The organism is Vibrio sonorensis (assembly GCF_001854765.1).
Taxonomy (GTDB): Bacteria; Pseudomonadota; Gammaproteobacteria; order Enterobacterales; family Vibrionaceae; genus Vibrio; species Vibrio sonorensis.
In genome coordinates this window covers 229,124-249,751 of record NZ_LJJE01000063.1, presented here as the reverse complement: position 1 = coordinate 249,751, position 20,628 = coordinate 229,124, and the positions used below count along the sequence as shown (strand labels likewise).

Below are 20,628 nucleotides of genomic sequence, written 5' to 3'. Positions count from 1 at the left end.
GGGGGCTACCATGATTCGAATCATCACTTTGATGGCTCTAACGGTCTCTTTCGCTTGTTCTGCGTATCCGATGTTCCAGCCTAACTATGGACACCGCAGTGTCATTCTTTTTGCCCCTACACAAGACAAAGTGGTTAAACAGTTTCTGTTAGATGTGCTTATCAATGAATGTATTATCAAAAATAGAGATGTCGTCACTCTGGTCATCACCGCTGAAGGACACACTGAACCCAAATGGGTGAAAGATCACGTCGATTTACCCTCTATGTATCACCTGTTCGGTATTGATCAAAAATCCCATACCACGATTCTAATTGGCAAAGATGGCGACGAAAAACTGCGTTGGGGTCCAAGTACTGATTGGAACAAAATCAGTAGCCTTATCGATGAAATGCCAATGGGAAAATCAGAAAAAAACACGAGAGGAACACCCTGTTCGGTATAACAGTTTACTTTGCCAGTCGTCTATCTGGAACTCATACTCAATAGCCTTATTTTTAACCTCTTCTTATAACTTTAGTTTATAAAATTCAGAATTATATACCGTATTAATTGAACAAGAATCACATCAAATGCCCTCTGAAATGTAACGTTACATATATTACTGTTACATAAAATAGGTGCGCCGTATCATATTTCTGTGATCCATTTAGCGACAAAATCGATAGATTGATTCAAGTCAAACCACTTCTATTGAAAGGACTATTAACATATCTGATTGTAATTACAGGGTGTTCTTCTGGGGTGTATCGCAGGAAACCGTCTGTACTGGAAGCGTCCCATTTAAGCGACAGAATAGAGATAGTGACAAATGAGAGATAAGGATTCCCTCAACAAGGAATATAACCAAGACGCTAATTTGATTTCGACAACCGATCCGTCTAGCGTCATTACCTATGCCAATCATGATTTCTGCGATATCGCCGAGTATGATCAGCAAGAACTTATTGGTAATGCCCATAATATCGTTCGCCATTCAGATATGCCTAAAGCTGCATTTGCGCAAATGTGGGAGTACCTAAAAGCAGGCAAAAGCTGGATGGGGTTGGTGAAAAACCAATGTAAAGGCGAAAAACACTATTGGGTGTCTGCGTTTGTAACACCTATCAAAGACGAAACAGGCGAAACGGTCGAATACCAATCTGTTCGTTCTAAACCAGCACCTGAGCAAGTGGCTAGAGCTGAAAAGCTGTACAAGCAAATCAACAAGGGCAAGGTGCCCAAGGCTCCTCGTTATCAATTCAATCTTTTAGGCATGGTCCTTAGCGGTTTGATTTGCGTTGCTTCTCTAGCGTTTTCGATCCTAACCCCTGCTTGGTACACTTTTGTGTTTTCTGCGTTTTGCTTGCTCAATGCAGGCAATAGCTTCTTCCAGTGGTGGCGCTTTGCCCAAGTATCTAAGCTGGCGCAAGAGGCCTATTCCAACCCTCTGATGGAAAAGCCTTATACCGATAAATTTGACGACTATTCGCAAATTGAACTCGCACTAATGATGAAAAAGGCTGAGCTGCGAGCGATTACAGGCCGCTCTACGGAGACGGCTGGTAAAATTTTGATCTCGGCAGAAGATGAGTTTGGCACTATCCAATCTATTGGCCAAAGTCTTGATCAACAGTGTAATGAAACCGAGCAAGTCGCAACGGCAGTGGAAGAGTTAACTCACTCGATCAGTGAAGTAGCAACCGCTGCATCAGCCTCTTCAATGCTAACCGATGAGGCAAACGACGCATCGACTCAAGGACTTGAAAGCATACGCTCGACTATTACGGAAGTGAATGCGCTAGCGGTTGAGTTAACACAGTCACAAGCCATCATTAATAAGCTTTCTGAAGATTCTCAACGCATTGACAGTATTCTAGAAGTGATTTCTGCCATTTCAGAGCAAACCAACTTACTTGCCCTCAATGCCGCAATTGAAGCTGCGCGCGCTGGCGAAGCGGGTCGCGGATTTGCGGTGGTTGCTGACGAAGTACGCAACTTGGCGTCAAAAACCGGATCTTCGGCCGGAGAAATTCACGCAATGATTAGCCATCTTCAGCAAACCGCGAATGGTGCAGTCGAGGCTATGGAAAAAGGCATTGAGCTATCAGACCGATGCAGAGTTCGCGCAGATGAAACGGGTGGCATCTTAAAAGATATCTCAGATAAGCTTGATAGTGTCACCGACAGCAGCCACCAGATTGCCTCCGCTGTCGAAGAGCAAGCAACGGTGACTAATGAAGTCAATCAGAGCATCTTCAAGATAAAGCAATTGGCTGATGATACTTCTTCGGTTTCGCATACTTCTATCAAGCGAACAAGTGACTTAGTTACGCGTATCGAGGCGTTGCAAAGGTTGATGAAACAGTTCCAGAAAAGCGATGTAGCATAATTTTTAGGGCCTTCTCATGAAGGCCTTTTTTATATCCGTCAATCAATCTAGAAGACTCACTGCAACGCAGTGTTAATAACAAGCCCTCCTTTTTAAAAGCGCCACTTGTTGCACTAATTGATATGTTATAACATATCAATTATTTAACTATACGTAATCACATTGAGTCTTTCTTTTTTTCGACTGTTAGCATTTGCCACTGCGATTCTTTTGCATTCATCGCCAATACTGGCACACCCTCATTCTTGGATTTCGATTAAATCTCAAATCAATACTTCTGAAGATAAGATCACTTCTATTTCGATGACGTGGGAATTCGACGCAATGACCTCTGCCTATATGTTAGCTGGAGAAGGCATGACCAGCTCAAATCAACAAGAGGTACTAGATCGCATTGCCCACTCCGTTATCAATAATATGCTGAGTAGCCATTACTTTACCTATTTCTACCTCAATCAAGAGCCTATTAAGTACAAGCGAGTTGATGATGCAGTGTTAACTCTTAATGGTGCTAAGTTGACTATGCATTTCGAACTCTTAATAGCCAAGCCCATCAACATCAACCAACAGGGAATACGTTTACTCATTTTCGACCCGACTTATTACGTCGATATGAGTTGGGATAACCCGGGAGACGTTCAACTGGCCTATGCAGGTACCTGCCAGTTAAACGTTATCGAACCAAACCCCACTCCTGAGCAAGTGACATATGCGCTGTCGCTTGGGCCTGATGAGTCTCCCGATAACGACTTAGGGCAACTGTTTACGCAGTCTGCGGAAATACATTGCAATTAGGATAAGTCCAGTGAACAGAGCAGGTGTAAAACTACTTATTGGAGGGGGGCTGTTTGTTCTCTTCTCATTCCTTGGATATCAACTCTACTCGAATTTTCCAGTCTATTGGATACAACTCAATTCACTACAAAGAGAAGCGGCAGATAACTTAAGTGCTCAGCTTATTAACGTCCAAAACAACTGGCATCAACATCTTTTCTACTTTTTGGGTTTTGCCTATCTATACGGGACTTTGCACGCTTTGGCTCCAGGCCACGGTAAAACCGCAATAGTCACGACTAGTTTGCTCTACCAATTATCGCCAAAGCAAATATTAGTACTAGTATCAACAATCAGTTATTTGCAAGCATTAACTGCGTGTCTACTTTTTTTACTCGTTACCGCGATAACACCGTCGCTTCCACAAAATATGTCGATCATGACTCAGTGGCTAACAAAAGCTTGTGCCCTATTTATCCTGTTGTTGGCGATAAAACACGCTCTCAACCTGTTTAACAACAGAAGTAAAAAAAACGTCTCTAAGGCAGATAGATATTCGCTATACAGCACACTTTTAATTGGTTTAAGGCCTTGTACCAGTACATTACTAACCATGTTTTTAGCCACTATGTTTGCTTCTGCGCCACTCGGTTACCTCGCCGCTTTCACAATGGCAACAGGGACAATTACTACCATATCCCTGTTTGTTTTTAACGCTAACGGGATCAAGCGACATTGGCTCAAACACTTCAAGCAAGAACGTCTGAGTAAAATTGGTCAGGTCGTTATCGTTTTTTCAATGGCAGTGTCAGGCGCTTTTCTTTTCGCCATCAGTCGATTTGTCGGACTGCCTAATTTTATCAGATAAAAGGAAAAATTGATGATTAATCACGTCGTATTAGTCTCAGGTACTCATGGCAACGAGCTCACGGGGATCTATCTCAATGAGTTGATTCAACAAGGACTCTTTTCAATTGAAAGAGAAAGCTTTACGTCACATCGCTTAATCGCTAATCCAGAAGCGATAGCCAAAGGGGTGAGATTTATTGATAACGATCTTAATCGCTTGTTTTCCGATAGTAATAAGCCTGAACTTTCGAGTGACTCCTATGAGGCGTCTAGAGCAGAAAGAATCAAAGGTTGGTACGGTGATAGAAAACATCACTTTGTTATCGATATACACAACACCACAAGTAACATGGGCACTACCTTTATCTTACTAGAGCAATCTTCTTTTTACAGAAAATTGGCCGGTTATATAAAGCAAGCGATTCCAAACGCAAACATTCTTTTTGAAGATCAAGTTAGCTGGGAAGAACATCCCTATCTCTGCACGGTCGCCCCCGCCGGAATCATGATTGAAATGGGGGGACACGCCCATGGCGTTCTACAATTGGACGTATTAGAGGCAACGAGAAACGCAGTAGCAGCAACCTTAGATTTTATTCAAGCCTACAACTCTGAAGCTTTGCCAACGCTGCCAGAAAACATTCCAGCGTACAGGCTGTTAGAAGAGGTTTCATTCCCAGTAAATCATGAAAACAAGCGCTTAGCGACCGTTCACCCAACACTTTTGGGTCGCGACTTCTTACCACTAGAACTAGGCGAACCACTGTTTTCTTATTTTGATGGCAGAGATACCTACTTTGACGGCAGCAGCACCGTCTATCCGCACTTTATAAACGAAGCGGCTTACGCCACTAGTCATATTGCAATGGCATTGGCGGAAAAGTTCACCTTTAATCCAAATGATTAAAATGTTGACTTGCCAACTATAAAAGCAAACAAGCCCAATCAATAGTGATTGGGCTTGGTATATTACAGTTTGAAGGAATTAACTAGATGATTCAGCCTCTGCGCCATATCACTAAGCTGTTCGCTCGATTGACTGGTTTGCAACGAACCATTTTCTGTCTGTTCCGCCACCGTGGCTATATTGACGATATGCTCGTTAATTTCTGATGCTTGCTCGCTTTGTTGCTTAGAAAATGCATTGATTTCATTAACAATTAAGTTTATCGCAGAAACTGCTTCTTCAATTTTTGCCAGCTCAAGTCCACATACATTGGCTTTTTCAATACCTGCTGCAGTGTACTTATCACAATCTCGCATTACATCAACGGTCGTGTTGACGTCACTTTGCAGGTCAGAAATCAAAGCTTGGATAGTACAAGTAGATTCTTGGGTTCTAGACGCCAGTGTTCTAACTTCATCAGCGACCACTGCAAAGCCACGTCCTTGTTCACCAGCTCGCGCAGCTTCAATGGCAGCGTTTAATGCCAAAAGATTAGTTTGCTCTGCAATTTGGGTGATCACTTCTATGATATTGCCAATTTTGCTCGAAGAATTTTCCAAACTTTCTGCTGTAACCACTGCGCTTTTCACTTTATCAGCAGCCGAACCAATCACTTTGATATTGTCGTGAATACTCCGATTGGCACTTTCAGCGGATTGAGCCGCGTGACTTACACGCTCTAACGCAATATTCGCTTTGTCAGAGACCGTCTGTGATACATCAGCCAACTGGTTAACGCTTTCTGATACGGCAACGGTTTTCGCTTTCTGCTCCACCACACCACTTTGGATCTGCACTGTCACCGTCGATAACTCTTCCGCTTGGGAAGCTAACGAACTGGTACTCGAATTAATATCACTGATAACTGATTTAATATTTTGGTTCATCTTATTAAATGAACGTGCCATAACGGACAGTTCGTCTTTGCCCTGTCCCTTCATTTCTATAGTTAGATCTTTTTCGTCAGCGATCTGCTCCATAGTCTTGGTGACTTTTTGCAAAGGCCTAATAATGTTTCTAGAAATAAGGCTAGAAACACCCACCAAACCAATCAATAACAGTAAGGTGATTATTAAGGTATCTCGTAACTGTTGTTCGAATGCTTCCTCGACATCAGAGACATAAACACCAGTACCTACCACCCAGTTTTGGTGGTTTGTCATTTTTACATAGGAAACTTTTTCTTCGAGGTCGTCACTACCCGGTTGCACCCAGTCATAGGTGACAAAACCACTGCCCTGCTGTTTTGCTACTTCTATAAAGCGCAGTACTGCATTGCGGGCGTTGATCGCCGAGCTTACCCTCATGTCTTGATTGTTCAGCTCCGGTTTTAACGCATGCATAATCATCACACCGTCGAGATTGTGGATGAAGAAGTATCCGTTTTCGTCGTAGCGAACCGAGCCCACTAGTCTCTTAATTTGATCATCAGATATATCATCACTTTGCGCTGCGTAGTGAACTTGATTAACGATGGATTCCACAAGAGATTGAGCGGCCTCTTTGCGTTCCGTTAGGATTGCGTTTCTCTGCGCTACCGCTGACATCACTTCTATACCGATAATAAACAGACTCGATAATAAAATGATTAAGCGAATTTTTGACGCGACTTTTAGTTGATTCAAGAACGAATTGAATAACTGCATAATTATATATTCTCCACTCTAGCCGGAGAACATTGTATGTATCAATGTCACAAAAACAAGATAACCATCAGAACACTCAGTAAGGCCTTACTGTTCTAATTTGAGTCACAAAACTGCCGTTCAACAGATAACCACTTAAGTTACAAAATGTAAATGAGTGGTGTATTTCATTAAAAAAACGGAAAAAATCGCCATACCACACAATAACTTAATAGTTGAGCAATATATAATTCTAGAGCTTTTACTTACAATTTTATAAAACATGATACGTTAAGGTATAAATTAAACGCAACTTGAGTATTAATCACTCAAACAAATGATCGCTAAATGTTAATAAGAATTATTATTAATGGGAGCAAGGTCATACTTTGCGTTGATTCACGCAGAGTGGATGTAAACTTTAGAGTGAAAATTAGAAGAAGATGGAGGCGCGTCCCGGAGTCGAACCGAGGTCCACGGATTTGCAATCCGCTGCATAGCCACTCTGCCAACGCGCCTTTTTGAACGAAGCAAGTTCTGTTTGAACTCGTGTTCCTTAGAAAAAGAAAACTCTGTTTTTTACAATATTGAAATTCAAACTGGTGCCCCGGGCCGGACTTGAACCGGCACAGCGCGAACGCCGAGGGATTTTAAATCCCTTGTGTCTACCAATTCCACCACCAGGGCACGCATTGCGATGATAGGCACCATCTTGAGTATTTAATACTGCAAATCTTATCCTCTCAACGGGCAATCCCCTTGAGAAGGTGTGTACTTTACTTGAATTACACAGCCAGTCAATAAAATCACAAAATCTTTTCGTCAAACGGTCAAAATACCGACAGAACAGCGTGTTTCACTCACTTACGAGTAAAGATTCTACAACTAAAAATGCATTTTAAGGTGTTAACGAACAAGATGAATGTCTTCTGAAAAAATACTTTGTATTAGGCGAGTCTAAGCGTTTTATACCTTGAATAAATATAAGTTGAAATAATGGGAGACTTTTTTTCTGATTTTTACACATAAAAAAACCAGCTCTGGGCTGGCTAACGTAGATGGGTGATCCCATCGGTGATGCTAAAGAATACAGCATCAAAATGGAGGCGCGTCCCGGAGTCGAACCGAGGTCCACGGATTTGCAATCCGCTGCATAGCCACTCTGCCAACGCGCCTTATATTTTGATGGTGCCCCGGGCCGGACTTGAACCGGCACAACGCGAACGTCGAGGGATTTTAAATCCCTTGTGTCTACCAATTCCACCACCAGGGCAACGCAAAAAGCGATGGTACACCACCGTTCTCACGCGCTTTGCTGCGAGAACGATGCGTACTTTAACGCATCTTGTGAGCGGGTCAACTGAAATTTTTAACTTTATGAATCAATTGGCTAATTTACAACCTAAGCTGTTTAAACTACCGACAAACTGTTTTTTTAACATCCAGTATTTTTGCAACACAATTCGATTACTTAAAAGCAATTGTCTTCGAAGCCACCTTTTGCCGCGTCTACAGCCTCATCATACTTACAAATATTCCACTCCCTAATAGTGATATTGATTCAGCAACTTATGCAACAAATCAAGGATTAGTTACATTTCTATCAACATAACATCAAATTAGGGTCTAAAATTATTATGAACCCCTATTCTTATTGGCACAGAATAATGAAAAGAATAAATAATAAGGCAAGTACTTATTTAGCTGTGGTTGGTTGTACTGTTTTTCTATTGTCGGCTTTACTCTTCTACTCGACTAAAGCTGCGCCCCCAGCTTTGCCCAAGATAACCATAGCAACTTCTCAAACGCCTTTATCTGCACCCTTTATCATTGCAAAACATATCGGCGCTTTTAAACAAGCAGGGGTCGACGCTGAACTTATCCCCTGTATCGGAGGCATGAAATGCGCGGCTAAAATGTTAAGTGGACAGAGCGACTTTGCCACTTCGTCTGAATCAGTGGTCATGTTTGAGAGTTTTAAACACCCTGATATTCGTTTACTAGTGAGTTTTGTCGCTTCTAGTAACGACCTTAAGCTGCTCTCTTTGCAAAAGAGCAACATAGTTAACGTCGATCAGCTCAGTGGTAAACGAGTCGGTGTTATTCAAGCTAGTGCCAGTGAGTTCTTTTTAGATTCGCACCTTATCGCGGCGAATACCCCAAGTAACAGCGTAGAAAAGGTGTATCTGGCACCAAGTGCATGAATGAAGCGCTTATCAACGGCGGAGTAGATGCTATTTCTATCTGGGAGCCATTTGGATACATGTTAAATCAGGATGCCGGTGGAAAAGTAGTCAACATTGGAAGCCCAGGGGTCTATCAACTTTCTTTCAACTTAATATCATCTACTTCAGTGCTCCACTCTCTGCCACCAGCCACTAGTGAACGAACGATAGAGGCATTAGCCAAAGCCATCGACTGGATTAACCAATATCCTGCTCAAGCTCAAGCCGTTATTTCTAATTCTCTCGACATACCAGTCGAACAATTGCGTTGGTCATGGGATGACTATGTGTTCCGCCTTTCTTTGGGCAACGCTCTTTTAACTAACTTGCAGTTACAAGCTCGCTGGGCACTTGAAAATGATATTCGCCGCGGAACTATGCCTTCTTATCGCGATATCGTTTCTAGAGAGAGCTTTGATAAATTATTAAGTAGCGGGAGATTAAAATGATTGACTCCCTAGCAAAAAAGATAAGTGTATTGGCAACAGTTAGTATATTGCTGACTGTCTTGCTCTCGGGCTCTCTGTACAAAATCTTTCATTTTCAGAATAAATCGGAACGCGATCTTATGTATCTAAATCAGGTTCAGATTAGCCTTGATCAGTTGAGAAGCCAGCTTTGGTCTTATTCACAACATCGCGACGATATCAGCTTAAGGGAAGTTGAACTCAGTCAGCAGCAATTTGCCAACTTATTGAGCCAATCTCAAATCACCAATAAAAGCATGTACGCAGTTGAGAAAATGAACCAAACGCTCGCTTCCCTACTCGACCAGTACAAGTATGGGTTTAGCACCGCCAGTACCCAAGCTCAAAATCTTCTTCAGTCGCGTTACAGTATGCTTATTCAGACCATGACAGAAGAAGTCGCCAGAGTCCATCAAGATTGCCTTGCTGAAAACCGCGCACGACTTAACCAGATTGTTTACTACGCCGCTTTCGGGCTTGTCGTGTTTACTTTGTTGGTCTGCGCTGTTGCCATTCTCAGTATCTTCCATTTTCACAAGGGCTTGATGTCAGTTCGAGAAGGGATGGAAGACTTGTCTAAGGGAAAACTTGACCGGACCATTAACGCACATACTCTCGATCACGAATTTCAACAGTTAGCTGGCTCTTTTAACGAAATGGCTTCTTCGCTAAGGCAGTCGACCGTTACAAAGGTTGAACTGGAAGAAGAAATTGAAAAGCAGACACGCGACTTAAAGCTTAAACAGACCAAGCTAGAACTGCTATCTGAAACCGACCCACTGACTGACCTACTCAATCGCAGAGCTTTTGACCGCACTTTAAACGAATCGATCATACGCGCCAAAAGAACTAATCTCAGTCTAGCGATACTCTTTGTCGATCTAGACAATTTCAAGCAGATCAACGATAAACACGGTCATGATGCAGGCGATGCCGTGCTTAAAGAGGTGAGTCGACGCCTCAAAGAGTCCATTCGCCGTTCCGACTTTGTGGGTAGGCACGGCGGAGATGAGTTTATTTTGTGTTATGACCTACTCTCATCTGTTAACGCCATCAAAAGCAAAGCAAGTGAATTACTGACTACATTGTGTCAACCTTTGGAGTTCAAAGGAAAATTGCTCAATATTCAAGTCAGTATTGGTATCAGCTACTACCCAAACCAAGCACAGGACAAAGATACCTTGATTGCCTTAGCGGATAACGCTATGTACAAGGCGAAGCAGGTAGACGGGGGAGCTTGTTACGATCAGAAAGTGATTGCCGCAGTGGGCGCAAAGAAGAGAAATAGCAAGGTCATTTAGAAACTGAATGGAGGCGCGTCCCGGAGTCGAACCGAGGTCCACGGATTTGCAATCCGCTGCATAGCCACTCTGCCAACGCGCCTTATTTGCACACACTAAAAGTGTCATCAGTGTGTTCGCTGCTTACTTTAATGATGCTGAGTACAGAGTCAAATAAAATCTGCAACTTAGCATCTGTTTGAAGAATAATTCTACACTTAGCTTATTTGTTCGGCGTTAATGCTTGGTCCTGCCAAATTTCTCGACAAGTCGACCGACCAAATTGGGGTGATATGACCACACTTGGTTAAACATAGACATCAATTGTGGGTTGCCATATTTAGACAAGTTTATTGCGTGGAATCGATTGTGGCTCTTTTTAAGTTCAGATACTTTTTGTTCAAGCTCTTCGCTCTGCTTTGGTGCGATAAAGTCTGAAACGACCACCAAGTCAGCGTTTTTGTAGCGCTCACCTTGCATTAACTCTACAGACTTCAAAAGAACCGCTTCAAAATCTGTTCCGCCGTGAAACTGATAGGACAAGAAATCACTCGCTTCTCGCAATCCATCTTGACGTGTTAACTCGTAGGTAATGTACTCGGAGGAAAACAACATAACATAGCAATCGCGCTCTTCCGCTAACGCGATTTGCATCAGAGCATACGCCATTGCCTTAGCACACATTTCAGGAAAACCAGTCATTGACCCCGAAGCGTCTACGCACAGAATAAATGGACCCTTTTCGATATCTGCCTCGGCACTCTCTGGCAAATTCGTGGTGACTTTGCGCAGTTTGCGAGCTTTGCCTTTCATCTGATAGTTCATCAAACGCTTGTCGATAAGGTTCTTGTAGAAGACAACTTCAAGTTCAGGATAGGCGAGAAACATGGTTTCGTTGGGCAAGAGTTTATTGAGGTCGTCATTTTGATGAACACCGACTATATCATCGGTGGCCATCTCCGAGCGCTCTTCAACCATTTCTACATCTTCGACAGGAGCCTTGTTAAGATCAGGGTCATTCACTTCCCTCGCCATTCGTCCAAGCTTTTCAGCGATATCTTGCAATGTCTTGTGTTTAGCTAAAAACTCTGCATGGCGTTGAATAGCGGTTAAGTCGCCCTTACTCAGCTTTGCCGCAGCCATGTCCCACAAACGCCCCATTCCTGACTCACTGCCACGCTCCCCCACTTTCTCCATGTTTTTCATGGTTTCCATGCGTTGATAGAGATCGTTGAGTACTTTTTCTTTACTGGCTTCCAGCTCAGTCAGTTGGGCTTGTTTAATCGCATCGTTTAAGCTTTGGTACCATTGATCGCAAAAATAGTGAGGAAACATAGGGTTATTTATCCCTTTGTTCTTCTCTACCAATCGACGCGCCTGCAAGTAGAAGGCTGAGTGCCACTCTAGCTTTTTAATGACTTCCGGCAATTGCTGAAAGAAAGTCTCTTCATCCCAATAAATGACTTCTTGGTATAGAGCGAGTTCTTGCTGAAACCTTTCTGTTTCGCATACCTTAGTGATGCGGCGTTTTACACTGCCTCGCCACTTTACCAAGTGATTCTTTACCGACGATTTAATACCGTTATTGTCAGGCATCGCTAACACTTGAGAGCGAGCCATAATGTCGTTTACCGCTGCCTCTACCATACCGGAGTCAGCAAGCGTTACGGCAAGATGCAGACCATCAACACCTAACATAATATCGGCTCCTAGCTAAAGTACTCTTTGAGTGCCTTAATACGGAAGATCACTTTTTCCGTCTCAGTGCGCGTAGACTCGACGTCTTTGCTCAAGGCTTGTAACCCGGACTCCATTGCAATAGGCAATTCAGGATCAATAAAATTATGGGGCAAGGCACCGTGAAAGTCAGATTTAGACTTTCTAATTAGATGTTCTGCTTCCGCTAACTGCTTCAATGCACTCTCCGAGGTTTCCACCCATTGCTGATGCTCTTCGACGTCCAAACCTTGGTTTGTTACTAGTGATACCAGAACGTTGCGGTTAGCGATGTCTTTCACAATAAGATGGTCATCCGCGTCCAATTCAAACTTTAGACGACACAAGCTGGTATTGTCGTTAACATACCCGTAAACCTCTCCGTGTCCGTCCTTCACCACACGCTCTAACTCGTTTTTTGGCAGATATACCCAGCGGCTATCCCCTTTTTCTGATTCAGAAACCGACATGTTGCTTTGCAACATGACTAATTTAACTAAATCGCGAGCCGTGCCCACCTTGAATGTTTTGGCGTCACTGGTGTCAAAATGGTGAACTTGCTTTTTGATTAGGCCTGTTGTTTGCTCATTGGTAAGCAAAATGGCATGCGCTTCTTCAATGGCTTGTTGAACGTCGTTTAAGTTTTCCCGACATATGTCGACTTGGTGTTCCACTTCGTTTTGGTCAAACGCATAACCCAATGCAAACTGACGGACAATACCGCGTACGAGTTCTCGCGATTCAGGACTGTTCCACAAACAATCTTGCAATAGCAGGATATCTAACGGATTGATGGAGTCACGTCCGTTGAAATAGGCACTCGCTTTTAGCAGCTTGGATGCTTTCTTCCATCTTCTGTCTGAGATATAGAGTTCTTCATTACTCAATTGGCTTTCTGCTGACGCTTTCTCTATGAGCGTTTTAAGTTCATAGAGCTTTTCAAATACCGTATCGGTCAGCGCGAGTTGATCTAACTCTGTTTGCCATTTGTGGTACTCATCGTCCGTAATGGCTAGCCCGTCTGGGATTTTAGCCTCTTGCGGCGTACCAACGGTTAGCATTGACTTAAAGTTTTGCTTGTTTTGAATTCTATTGACAAAAATGCGCACCAACATGCGGTCATACAAAGCATCTAATCCACTTTCGTCATCGGGCAATTCGTTAGACGCGGTAACAAGAAGACGCATTGGCACTTTTTCTACATCGTTGCCGTTTTTAAACGTTTTTTCATTAACAACCGTGAGTAGTGTGTTTAGGATCGCTGGACCCGCTTTCCAAATCTCATCTAAAAAGACCACTTGTGAACTAGGAAGGTAGCCATCGGTTAGGCGTAGATATTTGCCATTGTCTTTTAGCTCTTGAATACTCAAAGGACCAAAAACTTCCTCTGGCGTGGAAAATCGCGTCATCAAATATTCAAAGTAGGAAGAGTTGTCAAAAGCTTGAATCAAGCGTTTTGCAATTAAGCTTTTTGCAATCCCTGGGGGACCGAGAAGAAAAACACTTTCTCCGGCTAGAGCCGCCAACAAGCATAGTTTAATGGTCTCTTCACGCTCGTAAACACCATCGGAAAGAGCATGAGCCAACTTGGTGATTCGCTCTGAAAGTAACGCTTTGTTGGGACTGGTAATCGTACCGGCTTGTATCATCTGTGGGCTCCTGCGCAAACTGTTCGCACATTTATTTATTTTTATACATTTGTTAGCAGTTTGTTACAAGAGTAATATCTATTGCTACACCTTTTTTTATATCAAATGCAACATAGGTGAAATTTGTTGAAAACTTTGTTTGCAATAATGAGATTTAACTCACTTGTCGCTAGGAGCATTTCACAAACAGTTTCGGAATTCTCCTTTCATTCACTGCGATAACTGGATATGGTTAACCAACAGTTGAGCTAGTTGAAAATAATATGGATAAAAATAGTAAAATTAGAACCATCCATCGCTGGAAACGAATTTCCCTAATTGAAGAACACCTTGACTTACCTAACGGAAAGCAAATCGTTCACACCACGCTCCAACACCCCGGTGCTGCCGTTATTCTCCCCATCACCTCCGCTGGGAAAATCGTCATGGTAAACCAGTACCGTCCATCACTTAAAAAGTGGTTACTGGAACTCCCCGCTGGTACTTTAGAAGCCGAAGAAGACGCCACTCAATGTGCTTCCCGCGAGTTAACAGAAGAAACCGGTTATATTGCAAACCAGTTGTTCCCCTTGGGGCAAGTCACCCCGCTGGCAGGTTTCTGTGATGAGATACAGTACCTATATGTTGCCAAAGATCTAATCAAAACAGATAACACCAACTGCGACGATGACGAAGTTATTGAAGTGGTTGAACTTGAGATCGATGAGCTAGAAAAGCAGATCAAAGAAGGCGTATTAACCGACGCCAAAACCATTGCGTGCCTTTGTAAAGCCAAGCTTTGTGGTTATATCTAAGTTTAAGCACTTAAGCACCGTAAGAGCCATTAAGTAAAACGACACATTAGGGAGACTAGAATGGACTTTCGTTCTGACACCGTAACTCGACCAACCCCTCAAATGCGAAAAGCCATGTCTGAAGCGGAAGTTGGCGATGATGTTTATGGTGATGATCCAACCGTCAATGAGCTAGAGAGATGGGCTGCCGAACGACACGGATTTGAAGCGGCTTTGTTTACCTCTTCAGGCACCCAAGCCAACCTTTTGGCATTGATGGCTCATTGCCAACGAGGCGATGAATACTTGTGTGGCCAGCAAGCTCATAACTATCGTTACGAAGCTGGAGGTGCAGCAGTGTTGGGCTCTATTCAACCCCAACCAATTGAAAACAACCCAGACGGTACATTGGACTTTGACAAGCTAAAGCTTGCTATTAAACCAGACGATAGCCATTTTGCTCGTACTAAGCTCCTTAGTTTAGAAAACACCATTAATGGCAAAGTGCTCCCTTTACAATACTTGCAACAAGCACGCGAGTTTGTAGACCAATATGGACTTTCGCTGCACTTGGACGGTGCAAGAGTATACAACGCTGCTGTCGCACTAGATGTAGATATCAAAGAGATAGCGCAATATTTTGACTCAATGACTGTTTGCCTCTCAAAGGGTTTATCTGCACCAATCGGTTCTTTGCTTTTAGGTAGTGAAGCCTTTATCAGTGATGCAAGACGTCTTAGAAAGATGGTTGGTGGAGGAATGCGTCAGGCGGGTATTCTCGCCGCTGCTGGCAAGCTTGCATTGACGGAGCAAGTGGAACAACTAAAGGTTGACCACGACAACGCTCGCGTGCTCGCAGAAGGTCTTAGTCAGCTCCCTGGATTTCACGTTAAGCCTGAACTCGTTCACACCAACATCGTTTTTGCAAAGCTCGACGATACCGTAGATATCGAGCGAATCACTGAAAAACTCAAATCAGAAAATATCATTATTTCACCGAGCAATCCGGTGCGATTTGTTACTCATAAAGACGTTTGCAGCACAGATATCAAAACTCTATTGGCTGCGCTAAAAAAATGGCTTTAAGCCTTACTATTGATCTCACTACTTGAGCTTCCCCTTAGGGGAAGCTTTATTGTTCCAGAAAATCTAAAAATACTGGAACTCTAATGGCAAAGTCTATTTTACTACTTACTACCCTACTTTTTATCTCGTTGTCAGTTCAGGCTCAAGGGGACCCTGAACTTGGAAAAATAAAAACGCCAAGCTGCGGTTTCTGTCACAGCCCAGCAGCGTATTCCAACAATCCGTCTTACCCTAAAATTGAAGGCCAAGACGCCAATTATCTCTTCATGGCGATGAAGAGTTATCAAAACGACGAAAGAAAAGGCGCACTCGCGGCGATGATGAAAGCGCAATTACAGCATCTCGATGACGCTGACCTTCGCGACGTCGCCGCGTACTATTCGCAAAAAGAAAACCGCTAACCAAACTGATTCTTATAATGCATATAGTATTAAAGTTATCATTTTAAACCACTGTATTTAAAAAGCATAAAAGTGGCACATCCTTTGATTATTCACTTAGTAATAGTTTGGGGGAGGTGTATATGGGTAACGAGCTTCGATTTTTAAGTGCTGAACAAACACAAGCTTTTGATGTGGAGTACGTCAATGATTTGCTTTTCGAAAGAGTAAAGCAAGCGATTAATCACCACTGCGGTCCTTTTACACCGACCAGGTTTGTCGATGTGGGCGGTGGTAACGGCTCTTATTCGGACAAGATATTGGAACACTTTCCGATGGCGAATACTGTAGTAGTAGAGCCCGACCAAGGTTTACTCAATAAAAACCGAGTACATCCAAGAAAGAGTCTTATGCATGCTCCTTTTCAGCATATGGATACCTTGGCTCGAACCGATGTGATTAACTTTAATTGGGTGCTGCATCACTTTGTTAGCGATAATTACCAAGCCAGTTGCCACGCACAATTATCCGCTTTAAAACTCGCCAACGAGATGCTCTCCCAAGACGGCATCGTCACCATTTTTGAAAACTTCTACGACGACAAAAACGGTGGCGATGTTCCGGGAAAAAGAATTAATCAACTCACTTCGTCTCAGCTATTATCACCAATAACACGTTATTTTGGTGCAAACACTGCGGGGGTTGGTGTCGCGTTTCACAGCGAGAAAACTTGGGTAAGTATGCTTGAAAAGGCTGGCTTTACAGACATACAAGTGTCGCACTGCTACGACTTTGGAAATTTAAACAAAACCAAGCGCAGGCTACTTGGCATAGATAAGCAAAGAGTGGGTTTTATTTCTGCGAAAAAAGCTTAACGCAAAACAAAAGCGCCAGTTCAGTGTCTGGCGCTTTTATTCAACTTAATTGTGAACCACTAACCGTGTCGTCACTAAGCAAAACTGACCAAACTGATCTGTCAAAAAAGCTTGCTTCCCTTCAACGCGTTTACTGGTCAACACCATAGTTTTTTTATCCAGCTTACCCTGAAAATTCCATTTACTAAACGCCTCGTGCCGCGCATCGGCGCAAGAAGTTTGCAATACATAACTTTCAGTTACCGACGTATCACATGTACCTTTTTCATTTCTTACGCCATGGAAGGATACGTGGCTATCTCTATCTCGATAATGAGTGACGGATAACGCATTGAACAGGTGAATATCATCGTCGTCATTTTTATGAGTAAGTATTCGGTGCGGGTTTTGTTTTAAAGAAGCAGCAGCGAGCTGACGCAATTCGCTAGAACAAGGAATCACTTGCTGGCTTGCAATAGTATCCATCGATGTATGTGGCTCTTCACCTTGCTCACTGGCAAAAACTGCATGACTGAGCAACAAACCCATTGTGACTAAACTCGCTGATTTCTTCATAACACCGTCTTACTTTTTGTTCTTTTTAATCACTGGCATAGTGATCAAAGCTTTATCGCCATTGTCTAGAACTAACTCTACTTCAATGTTGTCACCTGCTTTTAAACTGTGGTTTAACATCATAAACATCAGGTGATAACCACCCGGTTTTAATACAAAGCGGTCATTGGCAGGGATCTCTATATATTCGACTTTGCGCATCGCCATTTTACTGTCGCGCATAAACATACGATGTATCTCGGTGTATTGGGCAGCGGCGGTTGAAGCGGCGGTAACGCGAATATTTTTATTACTGTTGTTAACGATAGTAAGATATCCCGCGCCCACTTTCACACCCGGAATCGTCTCTGTCGCTCTCGCATCTTCGACAAAAAGGTCGTTTGCCAATGGTTGGCTAACACCTTTGAAGTCGCCTTTATCACCATGGTGGTGAGCATCGTGATGGGCAAACGAAACTGGCGTTATCATCAATGACAATGCAAATAGACTAATCAATTTTAGTTTCATGAAACTACCTTATAGATTTTGTTCAATAGCGCGTTCAATTCGCGCTGCCAGTTCTATTGGTGTGGTGGTATAACTCATTGAGTCAACCAACTCGCCTTGTGGTGAAATAATATAGAATCGCGAGACGTGATCTACCGTATATGCTAACTGCGATGATTCCATAGCAACAAGGTCATAGTAAACACCGTATTGTTTTGTCATCGCTTGTATTTCTTCTGGTGTACCGGTGATGCCGAGGATCCTCGGGTCAAAATATTGGGCAAATTCATGCAGCGACTGAAGATCGTCCCTCTCTGGGTCTACACTGACAAAAAAACCTTGAACTTTGTCGTAGTGAGTCGGATCCACTAAGCCCAATGCTGCCGATACGATACTCATAGAGGTTGGGCAAACTTCAGCGCAGTTGAGATAACCAAAATACATCACCACTGCTTTGCCCTTGTACTGCTCCAAGTCGACATTGCCATCTAAATTTTTAAGCTGAAAGCGTCCACCAAGATCTTTGTATTGAACCGGTTTTTCTCCAACTGGAACGGTGATGTTATCCAGATACAAAGCGAGAATGATAGCCAGAGCAAGCGCTCCAGCAAGCATCACCCATTTGACAGGATTCATAGACATTAGCTGTCCTTAAACATAGATTCTAGCGCCAACGCAGCTTGTTGCGTTGGCTCGACTTCAGGTGCGACAAAATCCACTGAAATCAACAGGCAAAATACCATGATACAAACAATTGAGAACACGGTAAGTTGCTTTCCCCATTGCTCAGTAGGCATTTTTTGAAAGCTGACCTTGGCCAAATACAACCAATACAAGCTGACCAAACCAATGCCCAACGCATACCAACTGCCAGCGTATCCTAGGTAAGTCAACGCGAGTGCTGCAATGGCAAAAGCGACGATATAACCCATAATGTGGTAACGCGCTTTATCTACACCTTCTTTTATTGGAAGTACTGGAATCGACGCCGCTTTGTAGTCGTTGAAGCGGTAAATCGCGATCGCATAAGAGTGCGGGATCTGCCATATACAGAAGGTTAAGAACAAAATCGCACCTGCTGCATCAAACTGATTAGTCACCGCACAATAGCCAATGACCGGAGGGCATGCTCCCGATAAACCACCGATTAAGGTTCCGTGTACCGATTGTCGCTTGTAATAGAGGGTATAAAAACCTACGTAAACAACAAAACCAAGTACACCGAAGGCAAACGCCATTATCGAAGTATGGAAATAAAGCGTCGCAAAGCCAGCAACACCTGATGCCACACCAAGCGCTATTGCATGCGAAACCGGAACGATCTTCTGGACCAATTCACGCTGGCACGTTCGTTTCATCATGGCGTCAATATCTCTGTCTACGTAATTGTTAAAAACGCATCCTGAAGCGACGATTAATGTCGTGCCGACACAAACTGCCAAGAACACTTGCCAGTCTATCTGCCTTGTGAAGCGAGAAAGAATCCAGCAGCCGCGGCAACTAAGTTGCCGCGGATAATGCCCGGTTTGGTCAATTGAAGGTAATGTTTAAACATCCGATCTTCCGTTTAGTGACCCATTAACATGTTGTGGTTTAGGTGTTCCATAATCCACAGAGAGCCAACAAGAATAATGGCGACGATGACGACAACAAATACGGCCGACGTCGAGTTCCACATCTGCTCAGAAGAAGTGTTCATATGTAGGAAGAACACAAGCTGAACCATAATCTGCGCGACTGCACAAATCATGATGACCGCTACTTTTAATTGAGGGCTTCCCGCATCCATCATCACCATTGCGAATGGGATGACGGTCAAAATAATTGAGTAAATCAAACCAGTGACATACTCTTTTACGCTGCCGTGAGCCTGACCACCATGGCCTGTTTCATTATGAGTAGTTGAAGAACCCATTACATTACTCCCATCAGATAAACCACGCTAAACACACAAATCCAAATAACATCAAGGAAGTGCCAGAACAGACTCAGGCAAGACAACCGAGCTTGGTTGTCTTCGGTAAAGCCGTCGCGTTTAAAGTGGAAGTACAAAACGATCATCCAAATTAGACCAGCAAATACGTGCAGACCGTGCGTTGCTACCAATGCATAGAAAGATGACCAATAAGCACTACTATCAAATGTCGCTCCAGCTTGGCTAAAGTGATAAAACTCATACACTTCCATAATTAGGAAGCCAAGGCCCAGAGCAAAGGTAATGCCTAACCAAAGCAACATCCCCTTCATATCTCGGTTTTGTGCTTTTAGCATGCCCATACCGAAGGTAAAGCTGCTCAAGAGAAGTAACGCGGTTCCGCCTGCCACAAACCACAGGTTAAACAGTTCACTCGGTTCAATGATGCCTGCAAAGCTGTTAGAGAAAACTGCAAATACCGCAAACAAGGTACCAAACAGGAGACAGTCACTCAGGATGTAAATCCAAAATCCAAAAATCGTGTCACCCGCATAGTCGTGATGGTCATGGTCATCGTGGCCGCCATGTGGGTCTTTAGCATCAGCCGGAGAGCCCGGCTGATGAGTATCTAAAGTGCTTTCTACAAAAGCTGTCAT

21 protein-coding genes and 5 tRNA genes are annotated in these 20,628 nt (G+C 43.3%); 12 read left to right on the top strand and 14 right to left on the bottom strand.

From position 1 onward, the window contains the following. Positions 1 to 10: 10 nt before the first annotated feature. From BLO31_RS11375 to BLO31_RS11355, 5 genes are all read left to right on the top strand, one after another. On the top strand, positions 11 to 445 hold the full coding sequence (locus tag BLO31_RS11375) for a DUF4174 domain-containing protein (protein ID WP_084659781.1): 435 nt from the start codon (positions 11 to 13) through the stop codon (positions 443 to 445). Between the two features lie 366 nt (positions 446 to 811). Then, positions 812 to 2,371, top strand: coding sequence for a methyl-accepting chemotaxis protein (locus BLO31_RS11370; RefSeq protein ID WP_070966195.1), 1,560 nt, complete (start codon positions 812 to 814; stop codon positions 2,369 to 2,371). 162 nt (positions 2,372 to 2,533) lie between these two features. Next, positions 2,534 to 3,166, top strand: coding sequence for a DUF1007 family protein (locus BLO31_RS11365; RefSeq protein WP_139158994.1), 633 nt, complete (start codon positions 2,534 to 2,536; stop codon positions 3,164 to 3,166). Positions 3,167 to 3,176: 10 nt separating this feature from the next. Then, positions 3,177 to 4,013, top strand: coding sequence for a HoxN/HupN/NixA family nickel/cobalt transporter (locus BLO31_RS11360; protein WP_070966191.1), 837 nt, complete (start codon positions 3,177 to 3,179; stop codon positions 4,011 to 4,013). A 12-nt stretch (positions 4,014 to 4,025) separates the two neighbouring features. Further along, positions 4,026 to 4,901 carry an aspartoacylase gene (locus tag BLO31_RS11355; protein ID WP_070966188.1) on the top strand — a complete coding sequence of 292 codons (876 nt, stop codon included), beginning with the start codon at positions 4,026 to 4,028 and terminating at the stop codon, positions 4,899 to 4,901. A gap of 62 nt (positions 4,902 to 4,963) precedes the next feature. On the opposite strand, the gene BLO31_RS11350 is transcribed toward BLO31_RS11355, so the two are convergent. The 5 genes from BLO31_RS11350 to BLO31_RS11330 form a co-directional block, all read right to left on the bottom strand. Continuing rightward, the gene (locus tag BLO31_RS11350) at positions 4,964 to 6,586 is read right to left on the bottom strand and encodes a methyl-accepting chemotaxis protein (RefSeq protein ID WP_070966184.1); all 1,623 of its coding nucleotides are present in this window, start codon (positions 6,584 to 6,586) and stop codon (positions 4,964 to 4,966) included. 423 nt (positions 6,587 to 7,009) lie between these two features. Next, positions 7,010 to 7,083, bottom strand: a tRNA-Cys gene (locus BLO31_RS11345). Between the two features lie 82 nt (positions 7,084 to 7,165). Then, positions 7,166 to 7,252, bottom strand: a tRNA-Leu gene (locus BLO31_RS11340). Between the two features lie 414 nt (positions 7,253 to 7,666). Further along, positions 7,667 to 7,740 (bottom strand) — tRNA-Cys (locus BLO31_RS11335). 11 nt (positions 7,741 to 7,751) lie between these two features. Beyond that, positions 7,752 to 7,838: transfer RNA gene (locus tag BLO31_RS11330), tRNA-Leu, on the bottom strand. Positions 7,839 to 8,232: 394 nt separating this feature from the next. Between BLO31_RS11330 and BLO31_RS24530 the strand changes: the two genes are divergently transcribed. The 3 genes from BLO31_RS24530 to BLO31_RS11320 are packed head-to-tail and all read left to right on the top strand — an operon-like array spanning position 8,233 to position 10,558. Next, complete coding sequence (locus tag BLO31_RS24530) at positions 8,233 to 8,769, top strand: ABC transporter substrate-binding protein (RefSeq protein WP_245688485.1); 537 nt, start codon at positions 8,233 to 8,235, stop codon at positions 8,767 to 8,769. Further along, positions 8,766 to 9,239, top strand: coding sequence for an ABC transporter substrate-binding protein (locus tag BLO31_RS24525; RefSeq protein ID WP_245688484.1), 474 nt, complete (start codon positions 8,766 to 8,768; stop codon positions 9,237 to 9,239). Before BLO31_RS24530 ends, BLO31_RS24525 begins: the two co-directional genes overlap by 4 nt. Continuing rightward, positions 9,236 to 10,558, top strand: a complete 1,323-nt coding sequence (locus BLO31_RS11320) for a GGDEF domain-containing protein (RefSeq protein ID WP_070966180.1) — start codon at positions 9,236 to 9,238, stop codon at positions 10,556 to 10,558. Before BLO31_RS24525 ends, BLO31_RS11320 begins: the two co-directional genes overlap by 4 nt. Positions 10,559 to 10,566: 8 nt before the next feature. Here the strand turns inward: BLO31_RS11320 and BLO31_RS11315 are convergent. The 3 genes from BLO31_RS11315 to BLO31_RS11305 all read right to left on the bottom strand — a co-directional run bounded on the left by BLO31_RS11315 (position 10,567) and on the right by BLO31_RS11305 (position 13,902). Then, positions 10,567 to 10,640: transfer RNA gene (locus tag BLO31_RS11315), tRNA-Cys, on the bottom strand. 134 nt (positions 10,641 to 10,774) lie between these two features. Next, on the bottom strand, positions 10,775 to 12,235 hold the full coding sequence (gene viaA, locus BLO31_RS11310; protein ID WP_070966176.1) for an ATPase RavA stimulator ViaA: 1,461 nt from the start codon (positions 12,233 to 12,235) through the stop codon (positions 10,775 to 10,777). A gap of 11 nt (positions 12,236 to 12,246) precedes the next feature. Continuing rightward, complete coding sequence (locus BLO31_RS11305) at positions 12,247 to 13,902, bottom strand: ATPase RavA domain-containing protein (RefSeq protein ID WP_070966173.1); 1,656 nt, start codon at positions 13,900 to 13,902, stop codon at positions 12,247 to 12,249. Between the two features lie 263 nt (positions 13,903 to 14,165). On the opposite strand from BLO31_RS11305, the gene BLO31_RS11300 reads away from it, so the two are divergent. The 4 genes from BLO31_RS11300 to BLO31_RS11285 all read left to right on the top strand — a co-directional run bounded on the left by BLO31_RS11300 (position 14,166) and on the right by BLO31_RS11285 (position 17,016). Next, positions 14,166 to 14,696, top strand: coding sequence for an NUDIX hydrolase (locus tag BLO31_RS11300; RefSeq protein WP_070966169.1), 531 nt, complete (start codon positions 14,166 to 14,168; stop codon positions 14,694 to 14,696). A 60-nt stretch (positions 14,697 to 14,756) separates the two neighbouring features. Continuing rightward, positions 14,757 to 15,761: a low-specificity L-threonine aldolase gene (ltaE, locus tag BLO31_RS11295; RefSeq protein WP_070966166.1), complete on the top strand. Its 1,005-nt coding sequence runs from the start codon at positions 14,757 to 14,759 to the stop codon at positions 15,759 to 15,761. An 83-nt stretch (positions 15,762 to 15,844) separates the two neighbouring features. Further along, positions 15,845 to 16,162 carry a c-type cytochrome gene (locus BLO31_RS11290; RefSeq protein ID WP_070966162.1) on the top strand — a complete coding sequence of 106 codons (318 nt, stop codon included), beginning with the start codon at positions 15,845 to 15,847 and terminating at the stop codon, positions 16,160 to 16,162. Between the two features lie 122 nt (positions 16,163 to 16,284). Further along, on the top strand, positions 16,285 to 17,016 hold the full coding sequence (locus BLO31_RS11285) for a methyltransferase domain-containing protein (RefSeq protein ID WP_070966158.1): 732 nt from the start codon (positions 16,285 to 16,287) through the stop codon (positions 17,014 to 17,016). Positions 17,017 to 17,061: 45 nt separating this feature from the next. Here BLO31_RS11285 and BLO31_RS11280 read toward each other — a convergent pair whose 3' ends face one another. From BLO31_RS11280 to cyoC, 6 genes are all read right to left on the bottom strand, one after another. Beyond that, the gene (locus BLO31_RS11280; protein ID WP_070966154.1) at positions 17,062 to 17,571 is read right to left on the bottom strand and encodes a hypothetical protein; all 510 of its coding nucleotides are present in this window, start codon (positions 17,569 to 17,571) and stop codon (positions 17,062 to 17,064) included. A gap of 9 nt (positions 17,572 to 17,580) precedes the next feature. After that, complete coding sequence (locus BLO31_RS11275) at positions 17,581 to 18,078, bottom strand: copper chaperone PCu(A)C (protein ID WP_070966150.1); 498 nt, start codon at positions 18,076 to 18,078, stop codon at positions 17,581 to 17,583. 9 nt (positions 18,079 to 18,087) lie between these two features. Next, positions 18,088 to 18,699: an SCO family protein gene (locus tag BLO31_RS11270; protein WP_070966148.1), complete on the bottom strand. Its 612-nt coding sequence runs from the start codon at positions 18,697 to 18,699 to the stop codon at positions 18,088 to 18,090. Continuing rightward, positions 18,699 to 19,499 (bottom strand): heme o synthase, encoded by an 801-nt coding sequence (gene cyoE, locus BLO31_RS11265; protein ID WP_245688483.1) that lies wholly within the window; start codon positions 19,497 to 19,499, stop codon positions 18,699 to 18,701. Before cyoE ends, BLO31_RS11270 begins: the two co-directional genes overlap by 1 nt. Positions 19,500 to 19,624: 125 nt before the next feature. Continuing rightward, complete coding sequence (gene cyoD / locus BLO31_RS11260) at positions 19,625 to 19,972, bottom strand: cytochrome o ubiquinol oxidase subunit IV (protein ID WP_070966145.1); 348 nt, start codon at positions 19,970 to 19,972, stop codon at positions 19,625 to 19,627. Beyond that, the gene (gene cyoC / locus BLO31_RS11255) at positions 19,972 to 20,628 is read right to left on the bottom strand and encodes a cytochrome o ubiquinol oxidase subunit III (RefSeq protein ID WP_070966143.1); all 657 of its coding nucleotides are present in this window, start codon (positions 20,626 to 20,628) and stop codon (positions 19,972 to 19,974) included. The genes cyoD and cyoC overlap by 1 nt, the downstream gene beginning before the upstream one ends.

Coding starts and splice junctions, on each gene's coding strand:
- BLO31_RS11375 (WP_084659781.1), top strand. CDS start 11: ATGATTCGAATCATCACTTTGATGGCTCTAACGGTCTCTTTCGCTTGT.
- BLO31_RS11370 (WP_070966195.1), top strand. CDS start 812: ATGAGAGATAAGGATTCCCTCAACAAGGAATATAACCAAGACGCTAAT.
- BLO31_RS11355 (WP_070966188.1), top strand. CDS start 4,026: ATGATTAATCACGTCGTATTAGTCTCAGGTACTCATGGCAACGAGCTC.
- BLO31_RS11350 (WP_070966184.1), bottom strand. CDS start 6,586: ATGCAGTTATTCAATTCGTTCTTGAATCAACTAAAAGTCGCGTCAAAA.
- BLO31_RS24530 (WP_245688485.1), top strand. CDS start 8,233: ATGAAAAGAATAAATAATAAGGCAAGTACTTATTTAGCTGTGGTTGGT.
- BLO31_RS24525 (WP_245688484.1), top strand. CDS start 8,766: ATGAATGAAGCGCTTATCAACGGCGGAGTAGATGCTATTTCTATCTGG.
- BLO31_RS11320 (WP_070966180.1), top strand. CDS start 9,236: ATGATTGACTCCCTAGCAAAAAAGATAAGTGTATTGGCAACAGTTAGT.
- viaA (WP_070966176.1), bottom strand. CDS start 12,235: ATGTTAGGTGTTGATGGTCTGCATCTTGCCGTAACGCTTGCTGACTCC.
- BLO31_RS11305 (WP_070966173.1), bottom strand. CDS start 13,902: ATGATACAAGCCGGTACGATTACCAGTCCCAACAAAGCGTTACTTTCA.
- BLO31_RS11300 (WP_070966169.1), top strand. CDS start 14,166: ATGGATAAAAATAGTAAAATTAGAACCATCCATCGCTGGAAACGAATT.
- ltaE (WP_070966166.1), top strand. CDS start 14,757: ATGGACTTTCGTTCTGACACCGTAACTCGACCAACCCCTCAAATGCGA.
- BLO31_RS11290 (WP_070966162.1), top strand. CDS start 15,845: ATGGCAAAGTCTATTTTACTACTTACTACCCTACTTTTTATCTCGTTG.
- BLO31_RS11285 (WP_070966158.1), top strand. CDS start 16,285: ATGGGTAACGAGCTTCGATTTTTAAGTGCTGAACAAACACAAGCTTTT.
- BLO31_RS11280 (WP_070966154.1), bottom strand. CDS start 17,571: ATGAAGAAATCAGCGAGTTTAGTCACAATGGGTTTGTTGCTCAGTCAT.
- BLO31_RS11275 (WP_070966150.1), bottom strand. CDS start 18,078: ATGAAACTAAAATTGATTAGTCTATTTGCATTGTCATTGATGATAACG.
- BLO31_RS11270 (WP_070966148.1), bottom strand. CDS start 18,699: ATGTCTATGAATCCTGTCAAATGGGTGATGCTTGCTGGAGCGCTTGCT.
- cyoD (WP_070966145.1), bottom strand. CDS start 19,972: ATGGGTTCTTCAACTACTCATAATGAAACAGGCCATGGTGGTCAGGCT.
- cyoC (WP_070966143.1), bottom strand. CDS start 20,628: ATGACAGCTTTTGTAGAAAGCACTTTAGATACTCATCAGCCGGGCTCT.